The organism is Metabacillus sp. KH_069, from assembly GCF_057838075.1.
Genome location: NZ_CM174460.1, coordinates 1231547 through 1246157, shown reverse-complemented (window position 1 = coordinate 1246157; position 14611 = coordinate 1231547). Strand labels below are relative to the sequence as shown.

General features: G+C 41.3%; 12 protein-coding genes and 1 pseudogene. 2 read left to right on the top strand and 11 right to left on the bottom strand.

What is annotated here, in order from left to right; all coding sequences use genetic code 11:
- Positions 1–22: 22 nt before the first annotated feature.
- Together AC3ISE_RS06200 and AC3ISE_RS06195 are read right to left on the bottom strand one after the other, a co-directional pair.
- A complete protein-coding gene (locus tag AC3ISE_RS06200; RefSeq protein WP_489224276.1) occupies positions 23–931 on the bottom strand; it encodes an ABC transporter permease in 909 nt (302 codons plus the stop codon).
- A 311-nt stretch (positions 932–1242) separates the two neighbouring features.
- Positions 1243–1671, bottom strand: coding sequence for a hypothetical protein (locus tag AC3ISE_RS06195; RefSeq protein WP_489223481.1), 429 nt, complete (start codon positions 1669–1671; stop codon positions 1243–1245).
- Positions 1672–1826: 155 nt separating this feature from the next.
- On the opposite strand from AC3ISE_RS06195, the gene AC3ISE_RS06190 reads away from it, so the two are divergent.
- Complete coding sequence (locus AC3ISE_RS06190) at positions 1827–2474, top strand: 2OG-Fe(II) oxygenase (RefSeq protein ID WP_489223480.1); 648 nt, start codon at positions 1827–1829, stop codon at positions 2472–2474.
- Positions 2475–2644: 170 nt separating this feature from the next.
- Here AC3ISE_RS06190 and AC3ISE_RS06185 read toward each other — a convergent pair whose 3' ends face one another.
- The 7 genes and pseudogenes from AC3ISE_RS06185 to AC3ISE_RS06155 all read right to left on the bottom strand — a co-directional run bounded on the left by AC3ISE_RS06185 (position 2645) and on the right by AC3ISE_RS06155 (position 11280).
- Positions 2645–3490: an SDR family oxidoreductase gene (locus AC3ISE_RS06185; protein WP_489223479.1), complete on the bottom strand. Its 846-nt coding sequence runs from the start codon at positions 3488–3490 to the stop codon at positions 2645–2647.
- The gene (gene uxuA, locus AC3ISE_RS06180; RefSeq protein WP_489223478.1) at positions 3468–4559 is read right to left on the bottom strand and encodes a mannonate dehydratase; all 1092 of its coding nucleotides are present in this window, start codon (positions 4557–4559) and stop codon (positions 3468–3470) included. The genes AC3ISE_RS06185 and uxuA overlap by 23 nt, the downstream gene beginning before the upstream one ends.
- 21 nt (positions 4560–4580) lie before the next feature.
- Positions 4581–5987: a glucuronate isomerase gene (gene uxaC, locus AC3ISE_RS06175; RefSeq protein WP_489223477.1), complete on the bottom strand. Its 1407-nt coding sequence runs from the start codon at positions 5985–5987 to the stop codon at positions 4581–4583.
- 1 nt (position 5988) lies between these two features.
- A pseudogene (locus tag AC3ISE_RS06170) lies at positions 5989–8393 on the bottom strand (glycoside hydrolase family 31 protein).
- 27 nt (positions 8394–8420) lie between these two features.
- Positions 8421–9716 carry a TRAP transporter large permease gene (locus tag AC3ISE_RS06165; protein WP_489223476.1) on the bottom strand — a complete coding sequence of 432 codons (1296 nt, stop codon included), beginning with the start codon at positions 9714–9716 and terminating at the stop codon, positions 8421–8423.
- Between the two features lie 19 nt (positions 9717–9735).
- A complete protein-coding gene (locus AC3ISE_RS06160) occupies positions 9736–10260 on the bottom strand; it encodes a TRAP transporter small permease (protein WP_489223475.1) in 525 nt (174 codons plus the stop codon).
- A gap of 18 nt (positions 10261–10278) precedes the next feature.
- Positions 10279–11280 (bottom strand): TRAP transporter substrate-binding protein, encoded by a 1002-nt coding sequence (locus AC3ISE_RS06155; RefSeq protein ID WP_489223474.1) that lies wholly within the window; start codon positions 11278–11280, stop codon positions 10279–10281.
- Between the two features lie 220 nt (positions 11281–11500).
- Here AC3ISE_RS06155 and AC3ISE_RS06150 point away from each other — a divergent pair, with 220 nt between their 5' ends.
- Positions 11501–12496 (top strand): LacI family DNA-binding transcriptional regulator, encoded by a 996-nt coding sequence (locus AC3ISE_RS06150; protein WP_489223473.1) that lies wholly within the window; start codon positions 11501–11503, stop codon positions 12494–12496.
- 198 nt (positions 12497–12694) lie between these two features.
- Here the strand turns inward: AC3ISE_RS06150 and AC3ISE_RS06145 are convergent, their stop codons facing one another.
- Both AC3ISE_RS06145 and AC3ISE_RS06140 read right to left on the bottom strand, forming a co-directional pair.
- On the bottom strand, positions 12695–13147 hold the full coding sequence (locus tag AC3ISE_RS06145; RefSeq protein WP_489223472.1) for a hypothetical protein: 453 nt from the start codon (positions 13145–13147) through the stop codon (positions 12695–12697).
- Positions 13148–13516: 369 nt separating this feature from the next.
- Positions 13517–14011 (bottom strand): DinB family protein, encoded by a 495-nt coding sequence (locus tag AC3ISE_RS06140; RefSeq protein ID WP_489223471.1) that lies wholly within the window; start codon positions 14009–14011, stop codon positions 13517–13519.
- Between the last annotated feature and the right edge of the window lie 600 nt (positions 14012–14611).

Here is a 14611-nt window from a genome sequence, read left to right as displayed (position 1 = left end):
TCAGCACGTTTCCTTCGCCTCCTTAAAATAAAGATGTTCCATCTAATTTTTTCGTGATTTTATTTGCAGTATACAGCAGGATAAAGGCAATAATCGCTTTTAACAAACCAACTGCAGTTGCATAAGAGTATCTAGCATTCTGCACACCCATTTGATAGACATAAATATCGATCACGTTGCTAGCGCTTTCATTTAAAGCATTACGCAGCACAAGAATTTGATCAAAGTTAGAATTCAGTACACCGCTGACTGCAAGAATGAATAAAATCGTGATCGTTGGACGAATGGAAGGCAGTGTTACGTGCCACATTTTCTGAAAGCGATTCGCTCCGTCAATCGTTGATGATTCGTAAAGTTCTGTTGATACTCCGGCAATCGCTGCGAGATAAATAATCGCGGACCAGCCGATTTCTTTCCAAATATCTGAAATAATCACAATTCCCCAGAAATACTGCGGTTCAGCAAGAAAGCTGATGCGTTTATCAATCACGCCAAGATTTAATAAAATTTCATTTATAATGCCAATATCTGAAAGCCATGTTGTCAGGATTCCTCCTAAAACAACCCAAGAAAGAAAATGAGGCAAATACGTAATCGTCTGCACCGTCTTTTTGAACTTCAGAGATGTCAGTTCATTCAGCAAAAGAGCAAAAATAATCGGCAGCGGAAACCCGATGATGAGCTTGATCAAGCTGATCCCAAGCGTATTTTTGAGAACCGTGATAAAATTCTCATCCTGCAGAAATTCCTTGAACTGCATCAAGCCGACCCAAGGCGCCTCCCTGATCGTGCTGATAATACTGAATTCCTTAAACGCAATAATCAGCCCGTACATCGGCACATAGTTAAAAATAAACATCCAAACCATACCAAGCAGCGCCATGATCTGCAAATACTTCTGAGAATTCATTCTTCTCAAATTGCGCTGCATTTTCTCTTTGCGTGTACTGGCCGCGATCACTTTCTCCTGCGCCTGTACAATCTTCGCTTCCATTTCTTCACCACCCCAATTTCATGATGTTCTCTATCTGTCTTCATTGTAAGAAAACATGACCCTGAAGATAAGTTAGGAAATTTCATTTATGGTATCAGAATTTTGGATTTGGATTGAGGAGGGGGATTTAATCTAATAAAGATCACTTATTTAGAGGGTCCAAAGATGAGAAGCAGCAAGTTAAGCGATGGAAGCATCGGGAATCAAATAAATAAGGGAAAACAGTCTCTCCTGACCGTTTTCCCTTATCAGAACTGATGTATTTGTGTTTCAGCCGGGGTAACGGAAGAAATTCTTGCGGTCTCCTTTTTATCGGCAGCCTCAATAATGAATTCAGTTGCCCAATGTTCGCTTGAAAAATGATCGGCAAAGACAGCAAACCATTTAAACTTCCCTTCACCATCCAGAAAACAATTCAACAGAAAATCGGCAGCTTCATCTGACCTATCACCTTTGAATATCGTCATATTCACATCAGCTTCCACTTTAAAAGCTCCTAATTCTTTCAACTCATTGATTACTTGCCTTTCATCATTCCAGCAATGAATTTCAATCAGCCTGGATTGTTTTAGATAATGTGCAGCTAATGGAGGCCAATAATTATAATCTTCCGGCATAGGAAAAGTTGGATCGCTTTCTATATTTGAAGCAGCGGGTATGTGAATGTGCAGGTTCATTTTTCTTCCTCCCTCTTATCTATTTTTTAAAAAAATTAAAGCACCTGTTAGCTAGGCACAGTTTATAACGGTAGGTTCATGGTATAATTATGATAGAAAACCGCTTACAAAAACAACAAACTTGAAGATTAAATCTCTTAAGGGGCAGATGAAAGTTGACAATTGATAGTAAAGAATTAACTATTTTCAATCACATTGGAAATAAGATCATAACAGAAGATAGAGAAATTAAGATAATTGCCAGATTAGAAGAACCGTTAATTGTCATTTTAGGAAATGTTTTGAGTGACGAAGAATGCGACGAACTGATCAGTTTGTCAAAAGACAAATTGCATCGTTCTAAAATTGGAGTTACGCACGAAATAAATCAGATAAGAACAAGCAGCAGCATGTTTTTTCAAGAAAATGAAAATGACACCATTTCCAAAATTGAAAAAAGACTATCAGCTATAATGAACATACCCATTGAACATGGGGATGGTATTCAAATTCTTAAATATAGCCCTGGTCAAGAGTATAAACCTCATTTTGATTTTTTCACATCTTCAAGTAAAGTCATAAAAAATAATAGAATCAGCACACTGGTCATGTACTTAAATGATGTAGAGGATGGAGGAGAAACGTTTTTTCCTAAATTGAATTTTTCTGTATCTCCACAAAAAGGGATGGCGGTGTATTTCGAATATTTCTATAACGATCAAAACGTAAATGAACTGACTTTACATGGCGGAGCACCTGTTACAGCCGGAGAAAAATGGGTTGCAACACAATGGATGAGAAGGCAAAAACAGTCTGAATTTTGACGGATGTTACATGTTAAAAACGATAGATTAGAAGATTTAATAATGTCATTAACCCTATTCGAGAATATTTCTTTCAACAAAAAACCACATCAGCCGTTAAATGATGTGGTTTTTCTATTAAACTTTTTTGCACCATGGAACCGTACCGCCTAACGAAAAAGCAGATTTTATCAAACTCCCGAATAAGCTGAAAATCCTCCATCCACTGGAATCACCGTTCCCGTCACAAACCTGGAAGCTTCATTGCTCACAAGCCAGAGCAGGGTGCCATTTAAATCCTCAGGATCTCCAAATCTCTCAAGCGGTGTCTGGTTAAGAATTTTTTTCGCCCGATCGGTGTAGCTGCCGTCACTGTTCGTTAGTAAGTTTCGATTTTGCTCTGTTAAGAAAAAGCCTGGTGCAATAGCATTTACTCTTATACCTGCTTTCGACATATGGACAGCCAGCCATTGAGTAAAGTTGCTGACCGCCGCTTTTGCCCCGCTGTATGCAGGGATTTTGGTAAGTGGGGTGTAAGCGTTCATTGAAGAGACATTAATGATGACGTCTCCTTCGCCCATCACTCTGCCAAAAACTTGAGTGGTCTGAAGGGTTCCGAGAAAGTTCAAATCAAAGACTGACCGCACTCCTTCTGAATCCAAATCAAAAAACGTATTGATTTCAGAGTTGTTCAAGTCCTCATTAAAGTAGTATTCTTTATCCGTATTCCCTTTTGGATGATTGCCGCCTGCTCCATTAATAAGAATACTGCATGGACCAAGTTTTTCATTCACTTCTGCTTTTGCCCTCTCAAGGCTTGTTTTATCAAGCACATCAGCAGATATGGCTATGGCCTTCCCGCCTTCTGCACGGATTTCTTCAGCCACTCGTTCTACAGATTCCTGCCGCCTGCTGATGACAGCGACTTTTGCTCCGCATGCAGCAAGTGCTTTGGCAAATTGGCTGCACAGAACACCGCTTCCGCCAGTAACGACAGCAACTTTTCCGTCTAAATTAATTTGAAAAGGAATCTTCATATTTATTCCCCTTTTCCGCTTGTCTGTCTTTTTCTTTTGTTGCCGCTTCCCACAAGCCATTTAGATAGGTAGCACCCAAAGCACGGTCATACAAACCATAACCTGGTTTCCCCGTTTCTCCCCAGATCATTCTGCCATGATCCGGTCTGGCCGGTCCTGAAAAATCCACTTCTCTTAAGGCGCGGACAATTTCGTACATATCCAATGATCCATCCGTTGAAAGATGGGCAGATTCCTGAAACGATTTATCCCCGGTCCATTTTATATTTCTTAAATGAACGAAATTGATTTTCTCTTTCCTGCCAAAATAACGGACAAATTCAGGGAAATCATGCTCGGGATTTGCCCCAAGCGAACCGCTGCATAAACAAAGTCCGTTGTATGGACTATCGTATAAATTAACGAATCTGTCTAAGTTCTCTTTACTGTTAATGATTCTCGGCAATCCGAAGATGGACCAAGGCGGATCGTCCGGATGAATGGCCATTTTAACTTCTTCTTCCTCTGCAACGGGGATGATTTCTTTAATGAAATAGGACAGGTTCGTCCACAGTTTTTCTTCAGATACAGTTTGATAGTGGTTCATCAGACTTTTTAATTGCTCAGGTTCATAGCTTGTATCCCAGCCCGGAAGCTTTAAATCTCCGTTTATAGGATTCATCTGCTTCACTTTCTCTTCCTCATAGATTAAGGCAGTCGAACCGTCCGGCAATTTATAATCAAGGGATGAACGTGTCCAGTCAAAGACAGGCATAAAGTTATAGCAAACAATTTTTATTCCGGCCCTGGATAAATTCCGAATCGTCGTTTTGTAGTTTTCTATATACCGATCTCTTGATGGAAGACCAAGCTTTATGTCCTCGTGTACTGGGACGCTCTCTATTACACTTAACTGTAATCCGCTCTCTTCAACCTTCTTTTTGAGCCCGATAATTTTATCGTAAGTCCAGGCTTCTCCGACCGGGATATCGTAAATAGCTGATACAATTCCAGTCATACCGGGAATCTGGCGAATATTTTGTAAGGTAACAGGATCATTGTCCCCATACCAGCGAAATGTCATTTGCATAAACGTTTTCCCTCCATTTGATTATCTAGTAATCTCAAAATAGTTTTTGGCATTGTTATAGCAGATATCCTGGACCATTTGTCCGAGTAATTCATAATCATCTGGTGCTTCCCCTTTGTGGACCCAGCCGCCGATTAAGTTACATAGAATGCGGCGGAAGTATTCATGTCTTGTATAGGAAAGAAAACTGCGGGAATCTGTCACCATGCCTACAAAATTGCTGATCAGTCCTATGCTTGCAAGGTCAGTCATTTGGCGGATCATCCCGTCTTTTTGATCGTTAAACCACCAGCCTGTTCCAAATTGAATTTTCCCTTTTGCTTCTTCATTTTGAAAGTTCCCTGCGGCTGAAGCAATGATCGGATTATGTGCAGGATTAAGGTTATAGAGAATCGTCTTTGGCAGCTCATTCTCTTTATCAAGGTGATTCAAAAACTGATTCAGCGGTTTTGCCAGTTCAAAATCGTTCATCGAATCAAATCCTGCATCAGGACCTATTTTCTTAAACATTTTCGTATTGTTATTGCGAGTCGCTCCAATGTGAAGCTGCATCACCCAGCCATGAGAATGATACAATTTCCCAAGATGAAGCAGCGTAAAGGTCTTATACTTGTTTTCTTCAGATAAAGTGATGGATTGACCGTGAATAGCCTTATAAAAAATCGCTGAAACTTCTGAGAGCGTTGCCTCTTCATAGAAAAGATGTTCGAAACCATGGTCTGAGACTCTGCACCCAGCTTCATGGAAGTAAGCAACACGATGTTCAAAAGTTGCTAATAAATCCTGATAGCTGGTTATTTCGATGTTTGCTGCTTTAGACAGAGTTTCTACATACTCCTTAAAACCATGCTGTGCAATTTCAATGGCTTTATCTGGACGGAAAGCAGGCAGCACAGCTGTCTCTATGCTTTCATTTGCTTGAATTTCCTTATGATAAGCGAGCGAATCTGCCGGATCATCTGTTGTACAAATCACATGAACATTCGATTTTTTTATAATCTCCCGGGCAGAAAAATCCTCCTGCTGAAGCAGCTGATTGCAGCGTTCCCAGATTTCGTCACCCGTTTTTTCACTCAGCGGCAAATCAATGTTGAAATAGCGCTTCAGCTCCAAGTGAGTCCAATGATAAAGAGGATTGCCGATACAGGAAGGCATTGTTTTTGCCCAGGCATCAAACTTCTCCTTATCACTTGCACGGCCTGTAATCAACTCTTCACTGATGCCGTTTGCACGCATAGCCCGCCATTTGTAGTGATCACCATTCAGCCAGATTTCCGTCAAGTTTCGAAACTGCTTATTTCCTGCAATTTCTTCAGGGCTCAAATGGCAGTGGTAATCATAAATCGGCATATCTTTTGCATACTCGTGGTACAGAATTTTAGAGCTTTCGTAATCTAATAGAAAATCGTCATCCATAAATTTTTTCACTTCAGATTTCCTCCTTTTTCAAATAGATTTGATCTCCGCTTTTATATTCTGCACCGTCTATAATCAGCTTTCTTTTTTCACCCTGCGGCAAAATAAATGCTGCTGTGTTATATGGAAGAGTGAAATTCCCCTCTATTTCAGCGTTTATATGAATCTCTGTTTCTGTTGTATTCATTTTGACTGCCACATAAGCGAAGTCTTCTTTGTATTGAGTGGTCACGCCGTCATCTTCATATAATCTGTACAGGGATTCACTGCTGCCCTTTTCAGGGAATAACAGAAATCCTCTTTCATCTTTATGTTTATCAGCAAAAGAAACGTCCGCCAGATTAACAGGAAGGATGCTTCCGCCTTTTACAAGCAGCGGAACATAATGAAGAGGTGCGGGAATGGCAACCGTCTGTCCGCCTTCAAACCATGTCCCTTCATGGAAGTCGTACCAGCCTCCGTGGTGCTGCGGCAAATAGACGTCCCGCTGTTGTTTCCCTTTTTCTACAACAGATGCGACTAACAGGTTCTCTCCGAGCATAAAATCATCGTTTTCTTCAAATGTCGTTTCATCATGCTCAAATTCATAAAAAGTTGGACGGATAATCGGCTTATAGTTGGCATGCGCTTCGTACAGCGCTGTGTATAGATATGGCGCAAGTTTTGTTCTGAATTTAATTAGGTCTCTGACTGCAGGCAGCACCTCGGGGTACATCCATGGTTCGTTGACCGTTTGATCGTCATTCCAAGAGTGAATCGTAAATCTCGGATGCATGATTCCATTTTGAATCCATCTTACGAACAGCTCAGGTTCTGGTGCAGGACCAGAAAATCCGCCGACATCGTGCCCAAAATTATAAAGGCCGGACAAGCTCATTCCAATTCCCATCTTGATGTTGAACTTCAGTGTTTTCCAGCTTGTCCGGTTGTCCCCTGTCCATGTTTGAACATAACGATGCATACCCGGACTGCCGGATCTGAAATTAAATAAGGACGAAGCTCTGGATTGTATTCCCGCTGTGCTTCATACGAAGCTTTCATCATGAGCAGAGGATGCAATGCACGAATCGCTTCAAAGCTGATTTTTTCTCCAAATCCATGACATTCCGCTTCTTTGCTCCATATCTCAAACTCGTTGTTGTCATTCCAGGTTGAATCAATCCCGTAATCAAGCAGCTTTTCTTTTACTTGTGATTTCCACCAGCTGTAGGTTTCCTTGTTTGTAAAATCCAGATAAGCCCCTGTCTCATCCCAGAACTGGGCCATCTCTGCATCCTTGGTTTCACGGTTTTCAATAAACATTTTTTTCTCTGCCAGTTCATGGAATAAGGGATGATCTTTTAACAGGCAAGGCTTGATATTTGCACACAGTTTAAGACCATCTTCATGGTAGTCGTTCACCAATTCCTTAGGATTTGGAAACTTGTCTTCATTCCAGGTGAAGACATATCGCTTATCGCCAATGGACGTATATCCGGATGAAAGCTGAAACGAGTCACACAATATATCGTGTTCGCGGCAAAGTTCCAGAAACTGCTTCAGCTGATTCTGCGCATCAGGTGCATCTGTATAGCTCATGGTCGAACCGGAATAGCCAAGGCTCCATTTTGGCGGAAGGATCGTTTTACCCGTCATCCATGCAAATGTTTCAGTTACATCCTGAACTTTTGGACCTGCTATCACGTAGTAATCAAGATCTCCGTCCTCCGCCTGAAAATAGCGGTACAAACCGTGATAGTTATCAAGCTCAGAGCCCATTTCAAAAACAGAGCTTGATAGATTGTCATAAAATAAGCCAAAGGATACACCCGTTTTTTTATTTCTTGTTATGTAAAACGGCATGTGCTTGTAAAGAGGATCCGTGTACTCTGCATCATAGCCCATGGCATCAATCGTCTGCATGCGGTACCGCTTTCCATGCTTATTAACTGCTCCGGTTTTTTCTCCAAAACCGAAATACTGCTCTTCTAAGTCACGCTGCAGATAATGGGCAGGTCCGCCGCCTGATGTATACTCAAATTGATAGGCCTGTGTCGTCCGGTCTTTCGCCATTTGGATCCAGCTATTTTCAATTCTTGTATACCAGGTCACTTTAAACCCGTTCAGCTGAATGTCCATCTTCAATGCATCTGTCTGGATGCATACTGTGTCTTCATCCTGCTTAATTTGATAGCCGGGCAATGAAAATCCCGCCGTCTCAAATCTGTTTCTTCCTTCAAAAGGAACGTCTTCCATTCCGGGAGCGATACTCCATGTTTGCTTTAGTTTCAGCGAATTTCCTTCCGAAAAAAGCACGCGTACAATGTTCGTTTCAAGAACGAACACATAAGCTTTTACCTTTCCGTTTTCAAGCTGAAATTCAACGATATTGTTTTCTTCTTTTATTAATGTGAATGAATATTTTTCTTTAATGCTCATGAATGAAACCCTTCTCTCTGCTGTATTTTATAAGCCAAACAGTTTTGGCAGGCTGAGGCTGATTTCCGGAATAAACGTAACCGCCAGAAGCACCACGATAATGGCTCCGTAAAATGGCAGCAGCGGTTTAATGACCTGCTCCATTTTCACTTTTCCAATGCTGCAGCCTACAAACAGAGCACTGCCGACAGGAGGTGTAATGTTCCCGATGCACAGGTTAAAGGCCATCATGATGCCGAAGTGAACCGGATCCATGCCAAACGCTGTAACAACCGGAAGAAAGATTGGTGTAAAGATTAATACGGCAGGTGTAATGTCCATAAATGTACCGATAATCAATAGAATCACGTTCATAAGCAGCAGGATGATAATTGGACTGTCCGTTAAACTGAGCAGACCGCTGCTGATTGCCTCAGGAATACCAGTGAAAGACATGACCAAAGATAAAATCGTGGAAGTGCCTATCAATAACATAATAACGGCTGTCATCTCCACCGTTTCCAGCAGCATTTTCGGCAGCTTCTTAAAGCTGAACGTTCGATAAATCATGGACAGAATCAGTGAGTAAGCAACGGCAATGGCTGCGCCTTCAGTTGCTGTAAAGACCCCTGCTATGATTCCGCCGAGGACAACCACAATCAGCAGAAGACTTGGAATGGCATCAAGGAATACCTTCAGTCCCTGGCTAAACGGAATCCGGGGTGCAATTGGATAGTTCTTCTTTTTAGCAATGAAGTAAGCAACAAGCATTGTAGCAAGCCCCCATAAAATGCCTGGAACATATCCGGCAATAAACAAGGCAGCGACAGACGTTCCCCCGCTGACAAGCGAGTAAATAATAAGCAGACCGCTTGGAGGAATCAGGAGACCTGTCGGTGCAGAAGCAATGTTGACTGCTGCTGAATAGGTCCGTTCATACCCTTCTTTATCCTGAAGCGGAGACATGACTCCTCCGATTGCCGCAGCAGAAGCGACAGAGGATCCTGAAATCGATCCGAAAAGCATATTTCCGAGCACGTTTGTGTGAGCTAAAGAACCCGGCATGCGGCCAGCCAGCAGTTTTGCAAGGTTAATCAATCGGATGGCAATTCCGCCGTTATTCATAATGATTCCTGACAGCACGAAAAATGGAACGGCCAGAAGAGCAAAGCTGTCGAGGCCTGTAACCATTTTCTGAGCAGAGGTAAATACCGCAACATCAAACGGAAACAAAATCAGCATGGTAGCGATGGATGCACCTGCAATACTGATGGCAATCGGCACTCCCACTATTAAAAGGACAAAAAACACACTCAGTAAGATGAGTCCTGCAGTTAAGGTCAATTTCAATCACTCCTTTGTTTTAGCCTTCAATCCTAGTTTTTGAGACGGCTTCCAAATCATCTGAATATAACTCTACTTTTCTCTTAACAACAGCTTCATAGATGCTCATCAGACTATATCCGATGATAAGAATGCCGCTTACCGGCAGGGATAAATAGATGTATCCCATCGGAACGCCAAGTGCCGCTGAAGACTGGGCCATCGTAATCGCTACCGTTCTGGATCCCCCAATCACCATAACGAGAACAGCAAATGAAAGAACAAGCACTTCAATGACGACGCTGACAGGAAGAGCTTTGTTTTTAGGCAGCTTTTCTGCAAGCAGTTCAATCGCAATATGCTTTTTCTGTCCAAATGCATAAGCTGCCCCAAGCATGGATACCCAAATCAGTGAATATCTTAAAATTTCTTCAGATACAGTGCTTGGCGAGTTCAGTACGTACCTTGTGAAAACCTGCCATACGGCCACAAGCACCATAAAGGCAAGCATCGTACATGTAATAAACGCTATGGTCTGATCGGCTGTTTTTCTTATTTTCTGCATCACAGTTCCTCCCCCTGTTTATTCCTTATCAGCAGCTTCACGGATCTCTTTGTAGTACTCAGCTGTAGACTCTTTTTCGGCAAATTCTTTATGGAGCGGCCGAACCGCCTTTTGAAATGGTTCCTTATCAGGTGTACTGAAAGTCACGCCTTTTTCCTTGGCATCTTTTATCGATTTTTCAATCGCTTCTTCCCAAACAACTTTATGAAAAGCAGACGATTCACGGGCAGCCTCATTGATGGCCTGTTTCTGTTCTGCATTCAATTCGTCCCACTTCGCCTGGTTCATAATCAGAATGTCCGGAACCATGGCATGCTCGCTGTAGGAATATTCCTTTGCCACCTCTCCATGGTTGTTATCCGTTAAAGCGGTTTCATTATTTTCAGAACCATCAATTACTCCCTGCTGCAGAGCGGTGTAGACTTCGCCGAAAGACATCGGAGTAGGAGAACCGCCCATCAGCTCAATCATCCTGATGGCTGTTGCACTTGGCTGTACCCGTATTTTCATCCCATTCAGATCGTCCGGATGCATGATCGGTTTATTTTTCGTATAAAAGTTCCTTGAACCCCCGTCATAGAACGTAAGCCCTCTAAACCCGATCTCTTCCGTAGATTCGTAGATGCCATTAACCGTGCTGCTGTTCATCACTTTGTAATAATGATCTCGTCCGTCAAACAAATATGGCAGACTGAAAAGAGAGTAGACTTCTGAAAAACTCTCCAGAGCACTTGCACTGACCTTTGATAGATCTACAGCTCCGGTCTGTGTCAGTTCAATGACTTCCCGCTCTGCCCCAAGCTGTCCATTCGGATAAAGCTGGATCTTTACTCCTCCGTTTGTCTTCTCATCTGTCAATCTCGCAAACTCCGTCAGCGATTTATGCACAGGGTGCGTTTCGCTTTGGTTATGTGCGAGCCTCATCGTAATCGTCCCATCACTTGATGCCTGTGTGCCGCATGCAGACAAAACGCCGGCTGCAAGCAGGCAGATCATCATAAATGCCATCCATTTTTTCAATTCCCATCCCTCCTGAAAGTATACTGCCCCTTTGATAACGGTTACATTTTTAATTAACAACGTTGTTATTTTCATTCGTAAAATAACAACGTTGTTATTTTTTATCAAAAAGCATGTTATTCTTCAGCTTTTTATACTATACTACAAGTAACAACGTTGTTATTTCTCAGTATAATATGTATTCCGAAAATTTTCAACATTTCCTTTTGGAGGATTTAAAATGAGTGTGACGATAAAAGATATCGCAAGGGAGTCAGGAGTCAGTTATTCAACCGTCTCAAAGGCGCTTAATAATAGCCCGCTTGTTAAGCCTGAAACGAAGAAAAAAGTCCTTGAAACAGCAAGCATGCTTGGATATACACCTAACTTTGCCGCTAAAAACCTTGTCTCTAAAAAAAGCAGAACGATTGGGCTTGTGTGGCCGGCAATTGACCGGATTGCCCTAACAGCCCTTGTTTCAAAGATAAATGAACTTGTAACAGCTGAAAATTATTTTATGATTCTCTCAGTGGATGAAGCAGACAAAGCCATTGGGATGTTCAAAGGATTCCAAGTGGACGGCGTCATGATATTTGAAGAAGGCAGAGAAACCATGCTCCATTCAGATGTCTTCTCTTCGATCCCGATCCTTTCATACGGAGTCTCTGGTGATCATGTTTACCCAATCATTGACGTAAATCATAAAAAAGCCATTCATCTGGCAGTCAGCCACTTGATAGAATTGGGACATACGAGCCTTTCCTATATCGGGGATGCCACTCCGGGAGATAAGCGGCAAACCGAGAAGCTGAATGGGTTCTATGAAGCTATGGAAAATGCCGGTCTGACTGTTCATGAAAATAGCATCGGCAATACTAAAGGACTGAGCTGGTATGATGGGTATCTTGCAGCAAAAGAATTGCTTAAAACAAGCAAGCCAACAGCCCTGATCAGCGGAAGCTATGATATCAGCGTCGGGGTGCTGCGTGCTGCAAAAGAACGGAAGATCAGAATTCCTGAAGATCTTTCCGTCATCTCCTATGACAATATTCCGCAGATGGCGAGCCTTGAAACAGAGCTTACAAGTGTTGGTGTCCCAATCGAACAACTAGCTGAGAAAATGGTCACATCCTTGCTTTCTCTAATTGAACATCCAGATTCCGTCAGTCTTACTCAGATGATGGAGCCAAAGCTCGCACTTAGGAAATCAGCAATATCTCTGCAAAAACACCTCTGATTAAATATTAAGGGGTTCCGTTTTTGGAAGGAAAACCTGAAAATACACGGTATTTAGCACCGTGAATAGCATTAGAATTAGCACGCTAATTCTCACCGCTTTTAGCGGTGCTTTTTTGCATAATAAAACTCATTTCTTTATTGATCTGAGTTAATAGGTTATTCCATTAAAGCTAACCGTTAGCTTAATAAAAATAGTTTAATCTTTATTTACTACGTAACCTTGTCTTTCTATAAAAGATAAATCTAATTTCCAATCTTCAATTCTACTTCTTCTAAAGTAGTCGTTTTTAGCACGTTCAATTTCCATTTCGACCTCAAAAAAGTCAATGCAGTCATTAACTTTCATAAATTGTTCTATTGCTTCCTGTTCTTTTCCTATCATTTGAGCTCGTCCGAAATGTATTGTGTTATGACATAGTTTACATACTCCTATAATTTCAACAAGTTTTTGGATATGATTTGTTTCGTCAAACTCCCAAATTTCATGAGCGTCAAGTACTTCACATTTTTCTCCACAAATATTACAATGCATATTTTCTTTAGCATAGACAGATTTTCTAATTTTGTCCCAATCTCTTAGTGGTTTTAGTTTAGTTCTTAAATTTTTACTCCAAGCAGACCTTGGTATCATTTCAATTTGAAGTTTCATAATGCCCCCTCTTCCCGAGCTAAACTGCTGCGTTAGTTGAATAAGAAAAAAAGCTGCCAAAGCAACTAGATAATCTTTAACTAAAGCCCCTTTACTTTAAGTACAGGACTTCACAATCTTTTTTTACACCTCATTAAACTCAATCCCTAAATGTGTTGTACATGCAAAAAGACGCCTTCTTATTTAAGAAAAGCGCCCGACTGTTGAACAATGAAATATGCGAAAGATCGCTCTGCAATAGTTCTAATTTATTTGACTAACACACCCGTTTAGCCATAAAATCAACCGCTTCACCAGAGAGAATGAAAAGGGCTTCACACCGTCAATACTGCTTCTAGCTGGGCGAGGAAGGTCGCTGAATTATGGTCTTTAGGACCAATCAACCCCACCCCAAGAGGATTGCAACTTTCGCAACAGAACAATTTGGCCGAGATGATATGAATCGTGCATCATGACATTGTTGAGTAAACGCTCAATAGAGTACCTGTTAGCTGCATACGGAGCTTTTAACTTTTCATCGTCCAGGTCTGCAATGACCGTTTTTAATTTATTCATGACTTCATTAAGGCGCTGGAATGTCTGGGTCCACCCAATTTCGTCTTCTGGATCCCCCGGTTTCCCAAAGGTTTCTTCATTGGTTTCTGGCTTATGAGGATTCTCTGTGCCCTTAATTCTATGGATCACGTCTTCATTCCAAAATATCAAGTGGTTGACAATCTGCCAAATTGAATTGCTGCCCGGACTTGTCCATGCTGCCTCAGCTGCGATGACTCCATGAAGCGCCTGATCCATGGATACAAACCACTCATTCTCATTGCAATGCATGTCGAGTTGTTCTAAAAACATTTTGGTTACAACTTGCATACTACCAATCTCCTCACTGTTTAGTGTAATCTTTCAAAGTTAAAAGACAAGAAAAAATCTGACTATAGTATAAATTAATCGGTCCTAAAAGGTAAAAACCAAATCCAAGTGGTCCCTTCCATATTGGACATACTTTTCTTTCCAGCTTCTAATCCTCTCCAACATGGCAGGGTAATCCGAAATTTCCGGGTGACGATAACAATAATCCTCAATCAATTTCAAAAAAGCCATTCATACGCATAAAATAACTTTCATTTTCGACTGTCGGCCATATAACGAAAAAATATTCTCAATGAAATTCTCCATTCTTTTATATTGAGAATACAACAAAACCTTGAATACTATGACTTATTCGGCTCATCCAGCTTTTATTCCTTCATCATGACAAATAAAGTACCCTATAGGGCAGACCTTTTTAAGTGTCTACTCTATCCGCTTACTCCGTTAAACTGCCCTTCAGTAGAATATCCATTATTTATAATTACATCATAAAAACCCCATATATTTGTGATGTTCAATAGTCCTACCGCAATAAAATCTGGAGCCTATTAGCACCATAATTCGCACTCTAATTTTATTATGGACAATAGCTATTGTCCT

What these genes read in the sequence shown, in the direction of transcription:
- AC3ISE_RS06160 (WP_489223475.1), bottom strand. Translation starts at nt 10,260, where the DNA reads ATGCAGAAAATAAGAAAAACAGCCGATCAGACCATAGCGTTTATTACA.
- AC3ISE_RS06145 (WP_489223472.1), bottom strand. Translation starts at nt 13,147, where the DNA reads ATGAAACTTCAAATTGAAATGATACCAAGGTCTGCTTGGAGTAAAAAT.
- uxuA (WP_489223478.1), bottom strand. Translation starts at nt 4,559, where the DNA reads ATGCAAATGACATTTCGCTGGTATGGGGACAATGATCCTGTTACCTTA.
- AC3ISE_RS06185 (WP_489223479.1), bottom strand. Translation starts at nt 3,490, where the DNA reads ATGAAGATTCCTTTTCAAATTAATTTAGACGGAAAAGTTGCTGTCGTT.
- AC3ISE_RS06150 (WP_489223473.1), top strand. Translation starts at nt 11,501, where the DNA reads ATGAGTGTGACGATAAAAGATATCGCAAGGGAGTCAGGAGTCAGTTAT.
- AC3ISE_RS06195 (WP_489223481.1), bottom strand. Translation starts at nt 1,671, where the DNA reads ATGAACCTGCACATTCACATACCCGCTGCTTCAAATATAGAAAGCGAT.
- AC3ISE_RS06200 (WP_489224276.1), bottom strand. Translation starts at nt 931, where the DNA reads ATGCAGCGCAATTTGAGAAGAATGAATTCTCAGAAGTATTTGCAGATC.
- AC3ISE_RS06140 (WP_489223471.1), bottom strand. Translation starts at nt 14,011, where the DNA reads ATGCAAGTTGTAACCAAAATGTTTTTAGAACAACTCGACATGCATTGC.